The sequence below is a fragment of the Flavobacterium aquidurense genome (assembly GCF_001404985.1).
GTDB classification, from domain to species: domain Bacteria; phylum Bacteroidota; class Bacteroidia; order Flavobacteriales; family Flavobacteriaceae; genus Flavobacterium; species Flavobacterium aquidurense_B.
Window position 1 is genome coordinate 207530 of the sequence record NZ_JRLF01000015.1, and the last position, 20109, is coordinate 227638.

Annotated in this window: 24 protein-coding genes; 12 read left to right on the forward strand and 12 right to left on the reverse strand. The window is 32.6% G+C overall.

What is annotated here, in order from left to right:
• Positions 1 to 23: 23 nt before the first annotated feature.
• The 3 genes from rplI to rpsF all read right to left on the reverse strand — a co-directional run bounded on the left by rplI (position 24) and on the right by rpsF (position 1175).
• Entirely contained in the window at positions 24 to 464 is a 441-nt protein-coding gene (rplI, locus tag RC62_RS19365; protein ID WP_055097958.1) for a 50S ribosomal protein L9, read from the reverse strand.
• A gap of 67 nt (positions 465 to 531) precedes the next feature.
• Positions 532 to 828 carry a 30S ribosomal protein S18 gene (gene rpsR, locus RC62_RS19370; protein WP_002987043.1) on the reverse strand — a complete coding sequence of 99 codons (297 nt, stop codon included), beginning with the start codon at positions 826 to 828 and terminating at the stop codon, positions 532 to 534.
• A 5-nt stretch (positions 829 to 833) separates the two neighbouring features.
• Complete coding sequence (rpsF, locus tag RC62_RS19375) at positions 834 to 1175, reverse strand: 30S ribosomal protein S6 (RefSeq protein ID WP_007810575.1); 342 nt, start codon at positions 1173 to 1175, stop codon at positions 834 to 836.
• Positions 1176 to 1352: 177 nt separating this feature from the next.
• On the opposite strand from rpsF, the gene RC62_RS19380 reads away from it, so the two are divergent.
• Entirely contained in the window at positions 1353 to 2051 is a 699-nt protein-coding gene (locus tag RC62_RS19380; protein ID WP_055097960.1) for a LytR/AlgR family response regulator transcription factor, read from the forward strand.
• On the opposite strand, the gene priA is transcribed toward RC62_RS19380, so the two are convergent.
• The 7 genes from priA to nadC all read right to left on the reverse strand — a co-directional run bounded on the left by priA (position 2052) and on the right by nadC (position 8335).
• Positions 2052 to 4502, reverse strand: coding sequence for a primosomal protein N' (gene priA / locus RC62_RS19385; RefSeq protein ID WP_055097961.1), 2451 nt, complete (start codon positions 4500 to 4502; stop codon positions 2052 to 2054). It lies immediately after the preceding gene.
• Between the two features lie 58 nt (positions 4503 to 4560).
• Positions 4561 to 4965 (reverse strand): PIN domain-containing protein, encoded by a 405-nt coding sequence (locus RC62_RS19390; RefSeq protein WP_055097963.1) that lies wholly within the window; start codon positions 4963 to 4965, stop codon positions 4561 to 4563.
• A complete protein-coding gene (locus tag RC62_RS19395) occupies positions 4965 to 5201 on the reverse strand; it encodes a hypothetical protein (protein ID WP_055097964.1) in 237 nt (78 codons plus the stop codon). The genes RC62_RS19390 and RC62_RS19395 overlap by 1 nt, the downstream gene beginning before the upstream one ends.
• A gap of 79 nt (positions 5202 to 5280) precedes the next feature.
• The gene (gene bla-B1-FLAV, locus RC62_RS19400) at positions 5281 to 6015 is read right to left on the reverse strand and encodes a subclass B1 metallo-beta-lactamase (RefSeq protein ID WP_055097965.1); all 735 of its coding nucleotides are present in this window, start codon (positions 6013 to 6015) and stop codon (positions 5281 to 5283) included.
• Positions 6016 to 6030: 15 nt separating this feature from the next.
• Positions 6031 to 6462 carry a DUF2147 domain-containing protein gene (locus RC62_RS19405; RefSeq protein WP_055097966.1) on the reverse strand — a complete coding sequence of 144 codons (432 nt, stop codon included), beginning with the start codon at positions 6460 to 6462 and terminating at the stop codon, positions 6031 to 6033.
• 1 nt (position 6463) lies between these two features.
• Positions 6464 to 7387, reverse strand: a complete 924-nt coding sequence (locus tag RC62_RS19410; protein ID WP_055097967.1) for a YihY/virulence factor BrkB family protein — start codon at positions 7385 to 7387, stop codon at positions 6464 to 6466.
• 90 nt (positions 7388 to 7477) lie between these two features.
• Positions 7478 to 8335: a carboxylating nicotinate-nucleotide diphosphorylase gene (gene nadC, locus RC62_RS19415; protein ID WP_055097968.1), complete on the reverse strand. Its 858-nt coding sequence runs from the start codon at positions 8333 to 8335 to the stop codon at positions 7478 to 7480.
• A 235-nt stretch (positions 8336 to 8570) separates the two neighbouring features.
• On the opposite strand from nadC, the gene RC62_RS19420 reads away from it, so the two are divergent.
• From RC62_RS19420 to rlmH, 7 genes are all read left to right on the forward strand, one after another.
• Entirely contained in the window at positions 8571 to 9671 is a 1101-nt protein-coding gene (locus RC62_RS19420; RefSeq protein ID WP_055097969.1) for a DNA alkylation repair protein, read from the forward strand.
• A gap of 420 nt (positions 9672 to 10091) precedes the next feature.
• Complete coding sequence (locus RC62_RS19425; protein ID WP_055097970.1) at positions 10092 to 10973, forward strand: pirin family protein; 882 nt, start codon at positions 10092 to 10094, stop codon at positions 10971 to 10973.
• A gap of 3 nt (positions 10974 to 10976) precedes the next feature.
• Entirely contained in the window at positions 10977 to 11372 is a 396-nt protein-coding gene (locus RC62_RS19430; protein ID WP_055097971.1) for an OsmC family protein, read from the forward strand.
• A gap of 6 nt (positions 11373 to 11378) precedes the next feature.
• Complete coding sequence (locus RC62_RS19435) at positions 11379 to 11663, forward strand: GNAT family N-acetyltransferase (RefSeq protein ID WP_055097972.1); 285 nt, start codon at positions 11379 to 11381, stop codon at positions 11661 to 11663.
• Positions 11664 to 12167: 504 nt separating this feature from the next.
• Entirely contained in the window at positions 12168 to 13583 is a 1416-nt protein-coding gene (locus RC62_RS19440; RefSeq protein WP_055097973.1) for a hypothetical protein, read from the forward strand.
• 175 nt (positions 13584 to 13758) lie between these two features.
• Positions 13759 to 14061 (forward strand): antibiotic biosynthesis monooxygenase family protein, encoded by a 303-nt coding sequence (locus RC62_RS19445; RefSeq protein WP_055097974.1) that lies wholly within the window; start codon positions 13759 to 13761, stop codon positions 14059 to 14061.
• Between the two features lie 86 nt (positions 14062 to 14147).
• Positions 14148 to 14621, forward strand: coding sequence for a 23S rRNA (pseudouridine(1915)-N(3))-methyltransferase RlmH (gene rlmH / locus RC62_RS19450; protein WP_029269532.1), 474 nt, complete (start codon positions 14148 to 14150; stop codon positions 14619 to 14621).
• A 30-nt stretch (positions 14622 to 14651) separates the two neighbouring features.
• Here rlmH and RC62_RS19455 read toward each other — a convergent pair whose 3' ends face one another.
• Together RC62_RS19455 and folP are read right to left on the reverse strand one after the other, a co-directional pair.
• The gene (locus tag RC62_RS19455) at positions 14652 to 15284 is read right to left on the reverse strand and encodes a hypothetical protein (protein WP_055097977.1); all 633 of its coding nucleotides are present in this window, start codon (positions 15282 to 15284) and stop codon (positions 14652 to 14654) included.
• 157 nt (positions 15285 to 15441) lie between these two features.
• Positions 15442 to 16266 (reverse strand): dihydropteroate synthase, encoded by an 825-nt coding sequence (gene folP, locus RC62_RS19460; protein WP_055097978.1) that lies wholly within the window; start codon positions 16264 to 16266, stop codon positions 15442 to 15444.
• A 220-nt stretch (positions 16267 to 16486) separates the two neighbouring features.
• On the opposite strand from folP, the gene RC62_RS19465 reads away from it, so the two are divergent.
• The 4 genes from RC62_RS19465 (at position 16487) to tpiA (ending at position 20033) form a co-directional block, all read left to right on the forward strand.
• Entirely contained in the window at positions 16487 to 17026 is a 540-nt protein-coding gene (locus RC62_RS19465) for a DUF1599 domain-containing protein (RefSeq protein ID WP_055097980.1), read from the forward strand.
• A gap of 49 nt (positions 17027 to 17075) precedes the next feature.
• Positions 17076 to 18197 carry a BT_3928 family protein gene (locus RC62_RS19470; RefSeq protein ID WP_055097981.1) on the forward strand — a complete coding sequence of 374 codons (1122 nt, stop codon included), beginning with the start codon at positions 17076 to 17078 and terminating at the stop codon, positions 18195 to 18197.
• 493 nt (positions 18198 to 18690) lie between these two features.
• Positions 18691 to 19185, forward strand: coding sequence for a TlpA family protein disulfide reductase (locus RC62_RS19475; protein ID WP_055098585.1), 495 nt, complete (start codon positions 18691 to 18693; stop codon positions 19183 to 19185).
• Positions 19186 to 19280: 95 nt separating this feature from the next.
• Complete coding sequence (gene tpiA / locus RC62_RS19480; RefSeq protein ID WP_055097983.1) at positions 19281 to 20033, forward strand: triose-phosphate isomerase; 753 nt, start codon at positions 19281 to 19283, stop codon at positions 20031 to 20033.
• The last annotated feature ends 76 nt before the right edge of the window (positions 20034 to 20109 follow it).

Here is a 20109-nt window from a genome sequence, read left to right on the forward strand (position 1 = left end):
ATTAACAAGAAGTTAACAAAATGTTATTTTTCAGCGATGATCTCGTATGGTAAATCAACGATAACATCTCTGTGTAAACGGATGCTAGCTGAATATTTTCCTGTACGTTTTACGATACCACTAGTAATGAATTTTCTATCGATAGCGTTACCAGATTTCTCTAAAGCTTCAGCAATGTCGATGTTTGTGATAGAACCAAAAAGTTTCTCTCCACCAGCTTTTGCAGTAAGTTTAATCTCAAGAGCTTTTAAAGTTTCAGCTAACGCTTTTGCATCAGCAACAACTTTAGCTTCTTTGTGAGCTCTTTGTTTTAGGTTTTCAGCCAAAACTTTTTTAGCAGAAGGAGTTGCTAAAGCAGCAAAACCTTGAGGAATTAAAAAGTTACGTCCGTAACCCGCTTTTACAGTAACTACATCATCTTTAAATCCTAGATTCTGTACGTCTTGTTTTAAAATAAGTTCCATGTTGTTGTCCTTATATTTGAGAAGTTAGGTTCCATCTTACCGGAAACCAACAACTTTGTTTTTAATATTATTTTAATAAATCGGCCACGTATGGCATTAAAGCTAAGTGACGAGCTCTTTTTACAGCTACAGAAACTTTTCTTTGGTATTTTAATGAAGTTCCAGTTAAACGACGAGGAAGAATTTTTCCTTGCTCATTAACGAATTTCAATAAGAAATCAGCATCTTTATAATCGATATATTTGATTCCTGATTTTTTGAAACGACAGTACTTTTTAGTTTTGTTAGTTTCAATGTTTAAAGGCGTTAAATATCTGATATCTCCGTCTTTTTTTCCTTTTGCAGATTGCTCTATTGTAGACATAATAATTAAGCTTTAGTAGATTTTAATTTGGCTCTTCTTCTTTCAGCCCATGAAATAGCATGTTTGTCTAAACTTACAGTTAAGAAACGCATAACTCTTTCGTCACGTCTAAATTCAGTTTCAAAAGCAATTAGAACTTCTCCAGCTACTTTGAATTCGAATAAGTGATAAAAACCACTTTTTTTGTTTTGGATTTCGTAAGCCATTTTTTTCAGACCCCAATCCTCTTTTGATACCATTTCAGCTCCTCTACTAGTAAGAAATTCTTCAAATTTCGTTACTGTTTCCTTCACCTGAACCTCAGATAAAACGGGATTTAAAATGAAAACAGTTTCATAATGATTCATAAATACAATATTTATTTGTTAAAATTGGGTGCAAAAGTAACCATAAAATTTATATATACAACACTTTTTTGCTTTTATTCGTTGTAAAGTAAAAAATGCAGGCCGATTTTAGTTTTTTTTGCAAAAAAATAATACATTTACTACTGCTATCCTGAATTTATTCTAAATTTTAATGTTATGAAACTAAACTGTGTTGTTGTTGATGATAGTTCTATACAAAGGACCATTATTGCAAAATTAGTTAATAATCACCCAGGTTTGCACTTAATCGGGGATTTTTCTAATGCAATAGAAGCAAAAAGCTGTATATCTCTAAATAATATCGATTTAATATTTCTTGATATAGAAATGCCCGTTATTAATGGATTTGACTTTCTTGACGGCCTGAAATCTAAGCCGCAAATTATATTTATTACTTCTAAAGCTGAATACGCTTTAAAAGCTTTTGATTATGACGCAACTGATTATCTTCAAAAACCCATTGCCGTAGATCGCTTTAATGCTTCTGTCAAGCGGGCTATAGACATGCATTTACTTAAAAAAGATGTAAAAGAAGAAGAAGGCGAACATATATTTATTAAAAGTAATCTAAAAAAACTTAAAATTTTCACGGCAAAAATCAAATGGATTGAAGCATTTGGAGATTATGTGAGAGTCGTTACCGAAGATGATAGCAATTTGGTACTGTCAACAATGAAATCTTTTGAAAATGATTTATCAAAAGAAAAATTCATTCGTGTACACAAGTCTTATATTATTAATATCGATAAGGTTGAACGCTTCAACAGCAAATTTGCCGAAATAGGCATTACCAAAATTCCTTTAAGCCGAAACAAAAAAGAAGATCTGGTTAAAGCTTTGTCAACCTCGTCATAATTAATAAAAATCGACATTGGCAATAACCTTTATGGCGCGATACTGAGCAACAGCTTCGAAACTATTCATCATTTTCTGAATAGTTTTTTTTGTACTTCCCAATGGCAAATTCTGCGGAATCTTAATCAAAATAGTTCTGATATATTCGTTTCTTATTCTGCTGATTGCCGGTTCTTCAGGTCCTAATACGGGCATAGACAAGTTTTGACTTAAAACCTGATACAGCCACATCGAACCTTCTTTAAGTTTATCAAACTCACGATGTTTTAATGTCAGCTTTATGATCCTGAAATAAGGCGGATATTTATAAATCTGTCGATCATACAATTGCTCCTTATACATACCCATATAATTATGATGTGTAACTTGCTGAATTGTATTATGATTTGGATTATAAGTCTGAATCACAACTTTTCCTTGTTTTTCAGATCTTCCGGCTCTTCCCGCAACTTGTGTCATCATTTGAAAACTGCGTTCAAAAGCCCTGAAATCCGGATGATGAAGCATATTATCAGCATTCATAATCCCAACCAGACTAACATTATCAAAATCCAGGCCTTTGGCAAGCATTTGTGTACCGACCAAAATATCTATTTCACGGTTTTTAAAAGAGTCAATTATTTTCTCGAAACCAAACTTACCACGAGTTGTATCCTGATCCATCCTGCCCGTTTTGGCCTTAGGAAAAAGCGAAATCAATTCCTGTTCTATTTGTTCTGTCCCAAATCCTTTTGTTGTTAAATCAATACTGGAACAGCTATGGCAATGCGTTGGCTTTGCAATTGAATAACCGCAATAATGACAGCGTAATTGGTTTTTATTTTTATGAAAAGTCAAACTAACATCACATTGCTGACAATGCGGTACATGACCACAAGTCAAACATTCTATTATTGGCGAATATCCTCTTCTGTTTTGAAACAAAATTACTTGTTCACCCAAAGACAAAGCTTCTGTAATTTCTTCGATTAAAAGATCGCTAAAATGTCCTGTCATTCTTTTCCTGAAATGTTTGTCGGCTAAATCAACCAACACAATTTCAGGCATTCTAACATTATTATAGCGTTCTGTAAGTGTAACCAAACCGTATTTATCCGTTTGTGTATTAAAATACGTCTCAATACTTGGCGTTGCAGATCCCAGAAGGACTTTTGCATTATGAAAATTAGCTAAAACAATTGCCGCATCTCTGGCGTGATATCTTGGTGCCGGATCAGTTTGCTTAAAAGTCTGCTCATGCTCTTCATCAACAATAAGCAATCCTAAATTATTAAAAGGAAGAAATAAAGCGGACCTTGCTCCTATCACAATTTGTGCTTTATCGGCATTTTCAAGTGTTTGTTTCCAAACCTCAACGCGTTCGTTATTGCTGTATTTAGAATGAAAGACCGCCACTTTATCTCCAAAATAAAAACGTAAACGTGATACCAATTGAGTTGTAAGAGCAATTTCAGGCAATAAATAGAGAATTTGTTTTCCGGTTGCCAGGTATTCTTCAATTAATTTAATGTAAATCTCCGTTTTCCCGCTTGACGTTACACCATGAAGCAAACAAACCTCTTTCTCTAAAAAATTATTTTTAATAGATTCAAAAGCACCATTTTGCGCTTCACTCAACAACAACTGTTTATCACTTGCCTGACCTGTAAATGAAACGCGATCATGCTGCAAAAGGTATTCCTCGAAGATTTCTTTATCAATTAAAGCTTTTACTACAGCCGAAGATGAATTTGAAACCTCAACCAGTTTTTTTACCGTAATTGGTTTCTTTTCTGAAGCCATAAGCTGAAAATAAGTCAAAACAATTTCTTTTTGCTTATTGGCACTTTTCAAAACTTCCAACAACTGGGCTAAGCCATTTTCTGATTCGTATTTAGCATGTAATTTTACATATCTAATAAGTTTTGGCTTATAACTTTCTTTCATTTCTTCTTCTAAAACAATAATATCCTTAGATATCATTGTTTGAAGAATCGGTAAGATGTTTTTCTTATTTAGTATCGAAATAATCTCCTGAACTTTCAGTGAACTTTGATGATGCAATGCTTCATAAATTAAGAATTCATCATCAGAAAGTTCAGAATCATTTACTACGATTTCTGCTTTAAGCGAAACTATGGTTTCACTTTCCAGTAATAATCCACTAGGGAAAGCGCCGCGATATACATCGCCAATACCGCACATATAATAAGTAGCGACCCAAAGCCAGTGTTTTATCTGGATTTCGGTTGCAATAGGTTTTTCGTCTAATATTTGATGAATTTCTTTAGCATCATAAAGGCTTGGTTTATTTTGATGAATATCAATAACCAACGCCGTATATATTTTACTCTTACCAAAAGGCACCGCAACCCGCATTCCTTTTTTAATAAAATGAAATTCGGCTTCAGAAATACTATAAATAAAGGTTTTAGCTAAAGAAAGCGGTAGAACAACTTCGACAAAAAACATGTATGTATTTTAAAAAGATTAGGAAAACAATTTGGGCAAGAATTATAAAAATTGAAACTTAATTTCTTTCAAACCAATTCTCTATTTGAATTCCGCTTAAAAGCTTAAAATCCTTAACATTATCAGTAACCAGGGTTAATTGATTTTCAACTGCAGTTACACCTATTAAAAGATCAAATTCGTCATTTATTGGTTTCCCAATTTTTCTAAGTCTTACTTTTTCGATAGCGTATCTTTTTATTGATCCAAAGATTGGAATAATTATTAATCCTTTTAAAAAAACATCTACTGCTTTATTAGACTTAATTGGATCATCACTGTTTTCAGCACCAAACCGAAGTTCAGCAACTGTAATTTCAGAAATATAACAGTTCTCTAACCCGACTTCTTTTACTATTTTATCAAGATTCAATCTTCCTCTTAAAAAGAAAACACAAATGCTTGTATCAAGTAAATATCCCATTAAAATTTAATTTCAGTGTTTTTAAATTTTCTATTGGATTTAATTTCAGAAATAATTTCTTCTGCAGATTTTTCTGAAGAAAATGCACCAAAAGATTTATAAAAATTATTTTCTTTAGATTTAGTTGCTTTTAAAGATTTTGTTAGCCTTTCTATAAGTTCTAATTTATTGGAAAAACTTAGTCCTTCAAATAAATCTGAATAACTTTCAATTATATTTTTATCCGTAATAGTCATTTTACTTCAATTAAATTAATTTCAAATATAAGGAAATTAAACTATTTTAAATAATACAAATGATGAGCCATTTTAATAATTAATGCTGACTTGTATTATATTCCTGAACCAGCTTTAAGGTATGATTTAGTGATTCTGTATTTACCCAATCTTCATGCCCCGGAATAATATAGATTGGATTTTTAAATTTTGCCTGTACTTTTTTAATCGATTTTTCCCATTCCTTTACATCAGAATCCGCTAAATAGCCCAAATCTTTCGCACTTGTACTTTTAATAAAACAAGCTCCATAAAGTACTTTTTCTTTATTAAACCAAACAATAATATTATCCTGTGCATGCCCTTTACCCGGATAATAAACCTGAAAAGTATGCTGTCCTACAGTAAAAGTAGTATCATTTGGGATAATAAATTCTGCTCTATTTTTACCTTCTTTTTCAAGAATCTGATCGGTTAATTTTATCGTATAAGTTTTTATTCCTTTTTGTTTATAAAATCCCAAACCTCCAGCCCTGTCATCATGAGAATGTGTTGCAAAACACATCACAACATCTTTATTATGTTTTGCCTTAATGGTGTCTAATAAAGGCTGAAACTGCGTTTCATCCCAAGGAGCATCAAACAATACAACTCCTTTATTGGTAACAAGATACAAGGCATTTGCTGAAATCAGCATTCCGTTATAATCATGAAACGTTTTATAAACATAAAAGTCACCCGTAAGATGACTTATTTGTAATGGCGAATTCTTAGTTTGTCCAAAACTACTGGAGAAGATTACTAAGAACAAAAGTATCGATGCTAACTTTCGCATTTTATTTTTATGAAATTAATTCTTTACTCGGGTCCAATATTGTGTTCTTCCCATAATAGAAATTCCTACATAACCACGAAGCTTTAGTTTATCAGCAGAATCCAGGGTGATATAACATTTGTATTTTTTTCCGTTTGTAGGATCTAAAATAGTCCCTCCACTATATTCATCACCATCTTTTTTAAGTCCGTTGATAATTACCAAACCTAAAATGGGCTTATTTTTGTCAGCACCATCACATTTTACGCATAAATCTTTTTTATGATCGGCACGAAGTATTTCTACAACTTTACCATATATTTTTCCGGATTTTTCATAAATTTCTACAACTGATTTTGCTTCTCCCGTTTCATCGTCAATCGTTTTCCACTTTCCAATAACGCTTTGAGCTTGTATTGTGCTTAATGCAAAGAAAAAAACACCAATAGTTAACATCCAATTTTTCATATTATTTATCTTTTTTTTGTTTTAATTTTCTGATAGAAGCATTCAATTCGAACCCCAAAAGCAGAATCATACAGTTTATCCAAATATAAAACATTAGAATTAATAATGTACCAATTGAACCATAAAGTTCGTTGTATTTTGAGAATTTTATAACCCAAATCCCAAAAAAGAACGAAGAAATAACAATTAATATGGTTGTAAAAACAGATCCAATGCTAATAAAAGGCACTTTATTATACTGTTTTGTACCATAACGCAATAATATTGAAGATGTTATCAAAATCATTAAGATCACAAACAAATATCGTCCCAAAATAATCAACGGAATACGATCACTCAGAACATCCTGAATAATTGTTTTTTGAATAAATACCTCAAAAACAACAATTGTCGCAACCGTTACAAACAATATTATTGTCATGACAAGCGAAATCGCCAATGCTACTAAATATTGACTAAAAAAGCCACGTTTATCAAAAACATGTTTAGAGGATTCAAACCCGCTCAAAATCCCGTTAATACCATTTGCCATCAAAAATATAGAAAGCAAAAAACCTGACGATAGTAATCCTGAGTGACTATTATTTAAGATATCACTAATAATTTTACTAATTGCGTCATAGGTATTTGGAGGCACACTTTGCTGCACAAACTGCAGAAAATCAGCCTGAAAATTATCTATTGGAATAAACGGAATTAAGTTTAAAATAAACAGTGCAAAAGGAAACAAGGCCATAAAAAAACTAAACGAAACAGCACTCGCATGATACGAAAATGCACCTTCGAGAATACCCATTGTATACATCTCAAGCAAATCATATAAAGAGAACCCTTCCAGCCAAGGCAGTTTTATTCTCTTTAAAAGCCGGGCAAGAGTACGTATCACAGGAAGCTTTTCGATCCGATCTTCTATCTCTTGAGACATATTTTTTTTAGATTTTTAGATTACTGGTTGTTGGGTCTTTCGATTGTTAGATTAGTTATTAAAAGTTAAAATCAACAATTAATAATTAAATTAAAAGGCTTTTAAACTCAAATCCATGTTATAAACGGAATGTGTCAAAGCACCTGACGAAATATAATTTACACCACATAAACCATATTCACGAATCGTTTTTTCGTTGATATTTCCGGAAGATTCCGTTTGGCATTTAGTACCAATTAACTGAACTGCGGTTTTGGTATCTTCATAATTAAAGTTATCGATCAAAATTCTGTGTACACCGTCACTTAAAAGGATTTCACGAATTTCATCCAGGTTTCTGGCTTCAACTATAATTTTCAAGTCTAAATTATTCGCTTTTAGATATTCTTTGGTTTTCTTTATTGCCAAAGTTATTCCGCCGGCAAAATCGATATGATTGTCTTTGAGCATTACCATATCATACAAAGCAAAACGGTGGTTCTCTCCTCCTCCAATTTTCACTGCCCATTTTTCTGCAGCCCTGAAATTTGGAGTTGTTTTACGTGTATCTAATATTTTTGCGCCGGTTCCTTCTAATAACTGTACATACTGATCTGTTTTTGTAGCAATAGCAGACATACGTTGCATGGTATTCAAAACGACTCTCTCTGATTTTAAAATAGACTGAGAACTTCCTGAAACCTCAAAAACAACATCGCCATATTCTACATGCGTTCCGTCTTCTATATAAGTCTTGATTTTTAATTTAGGATCTACAAACTCAAAAATCATTTTTGCAAGAGCAACACCCGCAATAATTCCCTGGTCTTTTACCAATAATTTGGCTTGACCGTGAGCCGTTTCAGGAATACACGCTAATGAACTATAATCGCCTGTGCCTACATCTTCTCGAATTGCATTGCTGATCAATAGTTGTAATTCGGTTTGAAATTGTACTTCGCTAATCATTTTTATTACATTTTATAAGATGCTAAAGTAGGATATATTTTGTGGATTTGAAAGTTCAGGCAATATGAAAAAAAATTAACACCGTAAATTTTTCTTTTTTTCACCCTTAAGATATTAAGAGAAATTAAGCCTAATTCTTAATGAAACTTAATATCTTAATAGTTAAAATCTTTTTATTTTTTTGTTAGCCACCATCAAGAACATTAAATATCTTTGAGGTTCATTCAAACAAATTATGGGATTAATTAAAGATATTTACTCCGTTACTTTTTACGAAAAATTCAGTCAGGCTGTAGCCGATGTGCATCCAACTTTCGATAAACAGAAATTTATTGAAACCATTTATGAAGGTGATTTTGCCCAAAAAGAATGGAAGGACCGCATGAAACATACCACAGTTGTATTTCATCAATTTATGCCTGAAAATTTTACTGAAGCTGTTTCTTTAATTGATAAAATCATTGAAAACCTTAAGAAAAATAACTTTACAGAAGGAAATCTGGCCTTTATATTTTTTGCTGATTATATCGAAATGTATGGTTTGGATGATTTTAAAACTTCGGCAAAAGCCTTTGTTTCTATTACAAAATTTATCAGTTGCGAGTTTGCCGTTCGCCCTTTTATTTTAAAATACAAACAAGAAATGATCGACGAAATGATCAAATGGTCGTTGCATGAAAACCATCATGTTCGCCGATTGTCAAGCGAAGGAAGTCGTCCCAGATTACCTTGGGCAATGGCAATTCCGTATTTAAAGAAAGATCCAACTTCTATACTTCCCATTTTAGAAAATCTAAAAAACGATCCTTCAGAATATGTTCGCAGAAGCGTTGCCAATAACCTAAATGATATTGCCAAGGATAATCCTCAAATTGTACTTGAAATAGCTTCAAAATGGAAAGGTTTCAGCAAAGAAACCGATGCGATTATCAAACATGGCTGCCGAACTTTATTAAAACAAGGACATCCGGAAGTTCTAAGTCATTATGGTTTAGAAAGCACCAATATTGAACTTTCTGGTTTTGAAATTAAAACACCTGTAGTCAAAATTGGAGATTATCTACAGTTTCAATTTCACTTAAATAATAAAAACGAAGAAACTAAAACGATTCGTTTAGAATATGCTGTTCATTATAAAAAGGCAAAAGGACATCTGGCTAAAAAAGTCTTTAAAATCAGTGAGAAAAACTATCTGCCAAATCAATTAATTAAAGTTGATCGAAATCAGTCTTTCAAAATCATTACGACGCGTGTTTTTCATACCGGAATACATCAATTGTCGATTATAATTAACGGAAATGAAAGTGAAGCGCTGGAATTTGAACTTGTTGATTAAAATTCTCACAGTTTTGTCATTTCGAGGAACGAGAAATCTCCGCAAGTAACTCCGCAACGAAAATCCAATCTTTGTCGAGCTTCTAACGGAGATTTCTCGTTCCTCGAAATGACAAACTACACAACAATATTCTTATAAAAATGATTGTCCTGGCCCCGATAGAAGTGGAAATCCTTTTGTGGCGGCCCCGAGGCTTCGGGAGTTACAAAAGATTGAAACGGATAGCGGGATTAGCTCCTGAAAAAAAATGATTTTATCATAGAAATGACAAACAAAACTGCATGAAATAAAATGAATTTGAATTATTCCACATTTTCCTTACTTTTATAAATAATACAAAAACAACTTTTCTTAACCTAAATTAAGTTACAGATTTCTATCACAACTGTAATTTTGTTTTCAAATCAAATCAAAATAACCATGTCAAATATCAGTTTAATTATTGAAGAACGTGCTGCCAATATTGGCAATTTTATGGTAGGGAGATTATTGCCTTTCCGCGAAAAAAGAGCTGTTGGCCCTTTTGTGTTTATCGATCATATGGGACCGGCACATTTAAGTGATCACGAGAATATGGATGTTCCGCCACATCCACATATCGGACTTTCGACTTTGACTTTTTTGTTTGAAGGAAGCATTATGCACCGTGATAGTTTAGGAACTGAATTAGAAATAAAACCAGGCGCCGTAAACTGGATGACTGCAGGAAAAGGAATTGTACATTCTGAAAGAACTCCTGAGTACTTAAGACATTCTGACAAAATGCTTCATGGTTTGCAAATTTGGGTAGCATTACCAAAAGAATTAGAGCAAATGGATCCCAATTTTACTCATGTAGAAGCAGATGATATCCCGGCTTGGGAAGTGGACGGCGTTTCATATAAATTAATTGCCGGAGAAGCTTTTGGAAAAAAATCGCCGGTTCCGGTTTATAGTCCGTTATATTTTATTGAAATAAAAAGTACAGCCGCTAAAAAAATAAATATCGGAAATCATTTATTCGGCGAAAGCGGTTTGTATATTCTTGAAGGAAGCATCAAAAGCGGCGAACACGTTTATGATCCTAAACAAATTTTAATTACAAATGACAGTACACTTTGTGAGTTTGAATTAGCAGAGAATTCTACCGTTTATATTTTTGGAGGGACTCCGTTTCCTGAAGAACATTTTATCTTTTGGAATTTTGTTTCCTCAGATAAAAACCTAATCGAGAAAGCCAAAAAAGACTGGACAGAACAAACTTTCCCAAAAGTTCCGGGCGAAACTGAATTTGTGCCTTTACCTGAACCTAGAATTAAATAATATATGGATACAATATCAGCACAAATTGATACCCGTTTGTATCGAACGGAAATAAAATCAGCCAGCGAAAATATTTTAATTTCTGACGAACCTCAGGAATTGGGCGGTAAAAACTTAGGTTTAAATCCAACAGAACTTTTAGCAGCATCACTAGCTTCCTGCACCGTAATTACTTTACGAATGTATATCAATCGCAAGGAATGGAATGTTTCTGAAATAAATGTCAAAATCGACTTTGACAGGGATTCAGACCGAAATGTTTCTCTATTTACAAGAAAAATCGAAGTAATTGGTGAAGTCGACGAAACGCAAAGACAACGATTAGAAACCATTGCAAACAGTTGCCCAATTCATAAAGTACTAACACATTCAATCGAAATTAAAACCACATTAATATAACTTATAATGGAAATTCAACAAACAAACGATACAAGAAGAGGCTATTTTGAAGCTATAGAAGACGGAAAAGAAGCTGGAAAAATGACTTATACTTGGGCCGGAGATTCAAAATTCATCATTGATCACACTGAAGTAAGTCCGGATTTTAATGGAAAAGGTGTTGGTAAAAAACTGGTGTTGGCAGCCGTAGAATACGCCAGAACTAACAATGTAAAAATTATTCCGCTTTGTCCTTTTGCCAAAAGTGTTTTTGATAAGGTAGAAGAAATTCGTGATGTATTGTTTACTTAAGGTTCTTTTAAAGGTTCAAAGTTACAAAGCAACAAAGGTTCAGAGGTTCAACGGTTTGAACCTATATTAACGTAGAGACGCACAGCAGTGCGTCTTTTTTTGTGCGTAATTTGTCATTCTGAGGAACGAAGAATCTCCGTAAGCAACTCGACAAAGATTGACGACTTATTTTGCGGAATTTCTTGTGTGATTTCTCTCTTCGGTCGAAATGACAAGATTGTCGAAATTACTTGCGTTGAATGGATTAAAATCCATCCCTACAATATAGTTTGTTCCTCCGGAACGTTTATATAGATGCACCAACCTTAGCGAACTTTACTTCAACTTTATTATTAGCAAAAAGACTTTCCGCTCTTTGCGAAAAACCTTAGCGAACTTTGCGGTTAATTCATCTTCTACAAAAAAACTTTACAGTTAAATAAACAGTTCAAATGATCAATTTAAATCCACATTTTAAAATCTCCGCAGAAACTTGTATATTTGCATGTAATTTAAACTTAGAGTATGACGAGGATAATTACACTTTTCTGTATTTTCATAGCACAAATCGGCTTTTCTCAAACGGCTGAAAACTATTTAGAAAAAATTAGAAATAACGAAGCTCTCTTAACAGCTTTTTTTCAACAAATGCCTAAAGGCGGAGATTTACACCATCATTTTTCAGGATCAGTTTATGCAGAACCTCTTTTGGAAAGAGCGATTGCAGAAGATTTTTATTTGAATTTAGAATCGATGGCCGTCTCTAAAACAAAACCTGCAAAAGGCAATTGGCAAACTTTCTCCACTCTTAAAAACGAAGGAAAACTGGCTTTTTACGAACAACAAGTCATGCAAACCTGGTCTGTTAAAGATTACAATGGTTCTGTTCCTTCTGATGACCAGTTTTTTGATTCTTTTATGAAATTCGAACCTACTATTCAAGGTCATTTTACAGAAGGAATGTTAGAATTAAAAAAACGCGCACTTGCTGAAAATGTGAGTTATATAGAAACACAGTTATCCACGATTCCTTGTGATATGAATGTTTCTGACTTAACAGATTTCAATACGAAATTACGCCAGGCTGCAACTCAAAAAGATGAAAAAGCCGTTTTAAAACTTTTAGACGAATTGTATAAATCAATTCAGCAAAAAGATGCTAAAAAATATGCCACAGATTTCAATACTAATTTTATAGCAAAATTGCATAAAGATTTAAAAATTGACGATGAGCGTTTTACAATGCGTTACCAGAATTTTGTACTACGTTTTATGGATCCGGTTGATTTATTCAAGAATCTAACAATCGCTTTTATCTCAGCAAACGACAGTAAACTCGTTGCCGGCGTAAACATCGTTTCTCCGGAACATGGCGAGAACTCTATGAAAGATTATTGGTTACACATGTTAATGTTTAAATATTGCCACTCTAAATTTCCAGATGTAAAATATACGCTTCACGCCGGCGAATTAACCTTAGGATTAGTTCAGCCAGAAGATTTAACATGGCATATTAACGATGCAATTTATGTCGCAGGAGCAAATAGAATTGGTCACGGTGTAGACATTGCTTACGAAGCAAATTCATATGATTTACTGCGTTATATGGCAAAAAACAATATACCGATTGAGATCAATTTAACAAGTAACGAATTTATTTTGAAGGTAAAAGAAAACAGACATCCCTTTACACTTTATAAAGAATTCAATGTTCCCATCGTTATCAGTACAGATGATGCGGGAATTTTAAGAACGAATATGACAGAGCAATATGTTTTATTGGCTAAAAGATATCCTGATGTTTCGTACGCTACAATAAAACAATATGTTTACAACAGCATCAATTATAGTTTTATTCAGGACACATCGGTAAAAAAACAATTGGTGAAGGATTTAGATGCAAGATTTAAAACTTTTGAAGATAAATTTTCAAAGAACTAAAACTGTTCAATCTGTGTGGAAATTGCACGCAGATCTAAACTGATTTAAGCGGATTGACACAGATTTTTGTTTGTGAATACTTAAAATAAAATCTGCTCGATCTGCTAAATCTGCGAGAAAAAAATTACCTCACGCAGATCAAGCAGATCAAGCAGATAAAAATTCAATAATTTATATGATTCTAGAAGCCGTATTTCTTTATATAAAACCAGAGTTAGCACATCAATTTGAAGCTGATTTTGCAAAAGCAAGTCAATACATTTCGTCGATTGATGGTTATTTAGGACATCGCTTAGAGAAATGTCTTGAAGTCGAAAACAAATACCTTTTATTAGTTAACTGGAATACGCTTGAAGATCATACTAAAGGTTTCAGGAATTCTGAAGCTTATCTGGAATGGAAAAAGATTCTTCATCATTATTACGAACCGTTTCCTGTTGTAGAACATTTTGAAACCGTTTTTGAGAATAAAAAATAGTCCACAGATCATACGAATAAAACAGATTAACACAAATTTTTTAATTCGTGCTCATTCGTGAAATTCGTGGCAAAAAAAACTAATCAATGAATATCAAACTTATCGCCATAGGCAAAACAGATAATAAATCGCTTCAGACTTTGATTGACGATTATACCAAACGTTTGTCTTTTTATATCAAATTTGATCTGGAGATTATTCCGGATATCAAAAACGTAAAGAATTTATCTGAAAGTCAGCAAAAAGAAAAAGAAGGCGAGTTAATTCTCTCTAAATTAACGCCAACAGATCAGTTAATTTTATTAGATGAAAACGGAAAAAACTTTTCAAGCGTTGGTTTTTCTGAAGAATTACAAAAGAAAATGAATTCCGGAATCAAAACGCTTGTTTTTGTAATTGGTGGTCCATACGGATTCTCTGATACGGTTTACAGCAAAGCACAAGGGAAAATTTCGCTTTCATTAATGACATTTTCACACCAAATGGTCCGCCTGTTTTTTATCGAACAATTGTATCGCGGTTTTACGATTTTACGAAACGAACCTTATCATCATCAATAGTTTTATTTAAAGTTTTCTCAGTTTCAAGTTTTAGAAAATGAATTCTACCGGAAGCTTATCAAGATTGTAAGTTACATATTTTTGAAGTAAAATTTTATGTTGAATATATTCTTCATAACTCATGTTTTTATCAAATAAGAATACCAAATCTGGTACTTTTTGAAACTTGATGCTATAAAAATATTTTAATATTTCTGATGTTTTTATCTCCATATTTCCCATCAAAACCTGTTCTTTTCCTTTTCTAAAATAAAAGACAAAATTTCCTCTAGTCGGTTTTTCCATTTTATAATACACTTTCGTGAAAGGCAAAAAGGCTAAATTCTTTCCGATAGAATCTGCATAGGAATAATAATTTTCAGCATTTTCGTTTTTGTGAGCGCTGTCGGCTCGCTTTTTTTCCTGTAGTTTTATCACTTCAGGAATTACTAATCTTAAAGGCAAACGTTTGTCGATATTCAAAATCCAGTTGGTCGAAATAATGCTGTTTTTTCGGTTCACATCGGCAATTGTATCTTTTCCTTCTGTTTTAAAGAAAATGTAAATTGGCGAATGGTCCTGAACATCTTTTACAATTGAAACATTTGATTTTGGCAGCAAAACGTCTTCTTTTTTTCCGCAGGAGAAAAGAAGAATTATGAATATTAAACTGAAGTATTTCATATTTATTTTTAGTTAGAATATTAATTAACTCAAAGTATGTCATTCTGAGGAACGAAGAATCTACGCAAGAAACTCAGCAATCAAAAGCAAATCTTTGTCGACTTAGCAACGGAGATTCCTCGTTCCTCGGAATGACATATTAGGGCGTTTGTTTATTTTACAAATTCATTTTCTGAAACAAAGTAACACATTCCACCGCTTCTTTTACATCATGTACACGCAGGATTTTTGCACCTTTCGTTAAAGCAATTGTATTTAAAAACGTTGTTGCGTTTAAAGCTTCCTGCGGTGTGATATTAAGTGTTTTGTAAATCATCGATTTTCTGGAAATCCCAGCTAAAACCGGCAATTCTAATAAATTAAAAAGTTCCATTTTTTGCATGACCTCATAATTCTGATCTGTTGTTTTGGCGAAACCAAAACCTGGATCCAGAATCAAATCGTTAATTCCGAGACTTCTGGCTTTATTTACTTTTTCAGAAAAATAAAAAAGCATCTCTTTTACAATATCCTCATATTGCGTTAGACTTTGCATTGTTTGCGGATTTCCACGCATATGCATCATAATATAAGGAACGTTATAATGAGCAATGACATCAAACATTTTATCATCCAGTTCTCCCGCCGCAATATCGTTTATGATGGCCGCACCGCTTTCTATGCTCGCTTTTGCAACCTCAGCTCTAAAGGTGTCAATCGATAATAATGCTTTCGGAAAATGCTTTAAAATTAGTTCTATCGCCGGAACGATTCGGACAATTTCTTCTTGTTCCGAAACGAATTCGGCGCTGGGTTTGCTCGAATAGGCACCAATATCAATAAATGCTGCGCCTTCAGAAAGCATTTTATCTACCTGAGAAATAATTTCGCTTTCATTTTTATATTTCCCTCCATCGAAGAAAGAATTAGGCGTAACATTCAAGATTCCCATTACTTTAGGAATCGACAAATCTATAAGTTGACCTTTGCAGTTCATCAGCATATGTTTTGTTATTTTTGTTTCAGGTTTTAGGTTAACGTAGATTGCCCAAGCACTTGAACTTGAAACAAAGAAAACCTCAAACTTGAAACTTTTTACAGTTTCTAGTTGTTGGCATTAACACTTTGTTTAGAAAAAACTTGAAACAAAGAAAACCTGAAACTTGAAACTCTTTAATTTAATCCTTATTTTTGAAGAAATTTTAGCAAATATACAGCAATAAATGAAGAATACTTCCCTTGAATTTGATAATGTAATTACGGTTTGCCGCACTTTATTTATCAATAAAATGAAAGATTACGGCAGTGCATGGCGCATTTTAAGATTACCATCGCTTACAGATCAAATATTCATAAAAGCACAAAGAATAAGAAGTTTACAAGAAAACGAGATTCGTAAAGTTGATGAAGATGAAAAAGGTGAATTCATCGGGATTATCAATTATTCGATTATGGCTTTGATTCAGTTAGAGTTAGGTGTTGTAGATCAGCCTGATTTAAGTGTAGAACAAGCAACCGAATTATACGATGCTAAAGTTAAGTTGACCAAAGAGTTAATGGAAGCCAAAAATCATGATTACGGCGAGGCCTGGCGCGATATGCGCGTAAGTTCATTGACTGATTTGATTCTGCAAAAACTGCTTCGCGTAAAGCAAATCGAAGATAACAAAGGAAAAACCCTGGTTTCTGAAGGTATAGATGCAAATTATCAGGATATGATTAATTATTCCGTTTTTGCTTTAATACTTGAACCTATCAAATAAAAATAAAATTCCAAAAAAATAAATTGGAATTTAAATTAAACTGTATGCCATGAAAAACATTATTACCCAATTCTCAAGATTATTCGTTGGAGTATTATTTATAATTTCCGGATTAATTAAACTGAATGATCCGGTTGGATTCTCTTATAAGTTAGCCGAATATTTTAGTAAACCGGTTTTTAATATGCCTTTTTTAGAGCCATTGGCTTTAGGATTAGCCATCTTTTTAGTAATTCTTGAAGTGGTTTTAGGGGTAATGTTATTAGTAGGTTACAAATCAAAACTAACGATTTGGGCTCTATTACTATTAATCGTTTTCTTTACATTCCTTACTTTCTACTCGGCTTATTTTGATGTGGTAAAAGATTGCGGATGTTTTGGAGATGCCTTACACTTAACACCTTGGCAATCTTTTACAAAAGATATTGTATTGTTATTCTTTATTCTGATTCTATTTATCAATAAAAATCTTGTAAAACCTTTATTTTCAAGTGCAGTAACCAATATCATTACTTATGCAAGTGTTGTATTGTGTATTTTTATGGCAGTTTGGGTTTTAAATCACAATCCTATAAAAGATTTCCGTCCTTATAAAGTAGGAACAAACATCGAGAAAGGAATGGAAATTCCTGAAGGTGCACCAAAATCTGTAGTAGAAATGATTTTTATCTACAAAGTAAATGGTGTTGATAAAGAATTTACAGAAAAAGATTTAGCTAATATTCCTGAAGGTGCAAAATTTGTTGACAGAAAAGACAAAGTAATTACAGAAGGTTATGTACCGCCAATTCATGATTTTACAATGGTAAAAGATGATTCTGACTATAAAGAGGAATTATTAAAAGAACCAAAATTATTAGTTTTTGTGACATATGATCTGGCTTTATCTAATCCTGACGGAATGAAAAAACTGGAAGGTTTAACTAAAGATGCTAAAGCAAAAGGATATAAAGTAATTGCTATGACTGCTTCGGGAGCTGATGAAATTGCAAAAGCCAAAAAACAATATGGTTTAGATGTTGACTTTTATTTCTGTGATGCTACGGCTTTAAAAACTGTAGAAAGAGCAAATCCAAGTATTGTAGTAATACAAAAAGGAACAATAATTCAAAAAGTTCATTACAATGATATAAAGGATCTGAAATTATCTGATGTGTCGTATAGTCTTTAAAAAACACTAAAAATAAAGAACGCCAATATCTCTATCTTAGATTTATTGGCGTTTTTTGTATACTACATAATAGCACAATATGTTTCAACATATTTGGTAAATCCCGATTAATTTTGTTTTATTGGTTATTTTTATTGAAGGCTTTTTTTATACCAATCTGACGTTTTTTTCCCTCTAAAACTTCTTCATCAATAAAAAAATGCAACTTATTTTTACGGTTATTAAAATTGTTTTCCACAAAAAACGGTAAAATTGTAGTTTTCTGAACCTACTATTACGATTTCATTATTGTTTTTCTAACCAAAATTTTCCGTTTTGTGATAAAATAAAGCTGTCTTCAAATTTTGTTAATCTCCATTTCTCATTCGATTTGTTTGTTTAACTTTGTTCGGGATCTTTTTATTTTTTGAAATCAACAGGAATTGAAGTCTTAAAAATCAGCAGATCCAAAGATGAATTTAAATCTAAATTAAAAAGCAAATATTATCTCCTTATGAAACAAATAGCACTAGTTGTAATTGCATTTATTACATTTTCATGTTCACAAGCTCAGAAAACAAGTTTTTCTAAAGAAGCTTTGTCAGAAAAATTATTATCGACTGATGAAAGTCAGGTAACTTTTAAAAATATTTTAAAAAAATATAAAGGAAAAACTTTGGTTATCGAAGTTTGGGCTTCTTGGTGTGGTGATTGTGTAAAAGCAATGCCAAAACTAAAAGAATTGCAGGCTAACAATCCTGATGTATCTTACTTATTTTTATCTGCTGATAAAACTGCTGATAAATGGAAAGCAGGAATTGAGAAACACGAACTTAAAGGCGATCATTTTATGATGAACGACGGTATGAAAGGTGTTTTTGGAAAAGCTATAGATTTAGACTGGATCCCAAGATATATCATTGTTGACAAAACTGGCAAAATAGTATTGTACCGTGCTATTGAAACTGATTTTGATAAGATCAATGAAACTTTAAAAAGCCTGAAATAAAATTTACAACAAAGGCAATGTTAAAATTCAATATCAATATTATCATTAGCCTAACAAAACAATAAAAACAAAAAAATAAAATAAAAACTACCAAAATGAGAAAAAAGATTGTTGCAGGAAACTGGAAAATGCATAAAAACGCAGCACAAACTGAAGAATTATTAAGCGAATTAATTACTAAAATACCAGCTCATACTACAGCTCAGGTAATTGTTGCTCCAACATTTGTAAACTTACAGGCAGCTGTTGCAAAAGTTAAAAACACAACTATTGGAGTTGCAGCTCAAAACGTTCACCAAGCTGAAGGCGGAGCTTTTACAGGAGAAATTTCTGCTGATATGTTAACTAGTATTGGTGTTAATACCGTAATTCTTGGTCACTCTGAGCGTAGAGCTATTTTTCACGAAACTGACGCTTTAATCGCTAATAAAGTAGATACTGCCTTGAAACATGACTTAACAGTAATTTTCTGTTTTGGAGAAGAATTAAAAGACCGTCAATCAGGAAATCACTTCAATATTATTGAAAACCAATTGCGTGACGGATTATTTCAAATTGCAAAAGAATCATGGTCTAAAATTGTTTTAGCATACGAGCCTGTTTGGGCTATTGGAACTGGAGAAACTGCTTCACCGGAACAAGCACAGGAAATGCACGAATTTATCAGAGAAGTTGTTCGTAAAGCTTTTGGTGCTGATATCGCTGACGAAGTTTCTATTTTATACGGTGGTTCTGTAAAACCGGACAACGCTAAAGAAATCTTTGGTAAACCAGACGTAGACGGTGGTTTAATTGGAGGTGCTGCTTTAAAAGCAGATGACTTTTTAGCAATCGTTACTGCTATCTAATAAACATTTAGCTATAAAAATAACAAAGGCGTTCGCACTAGCGAACGTTTTTTTTTTACCATATAAGTGATATAAG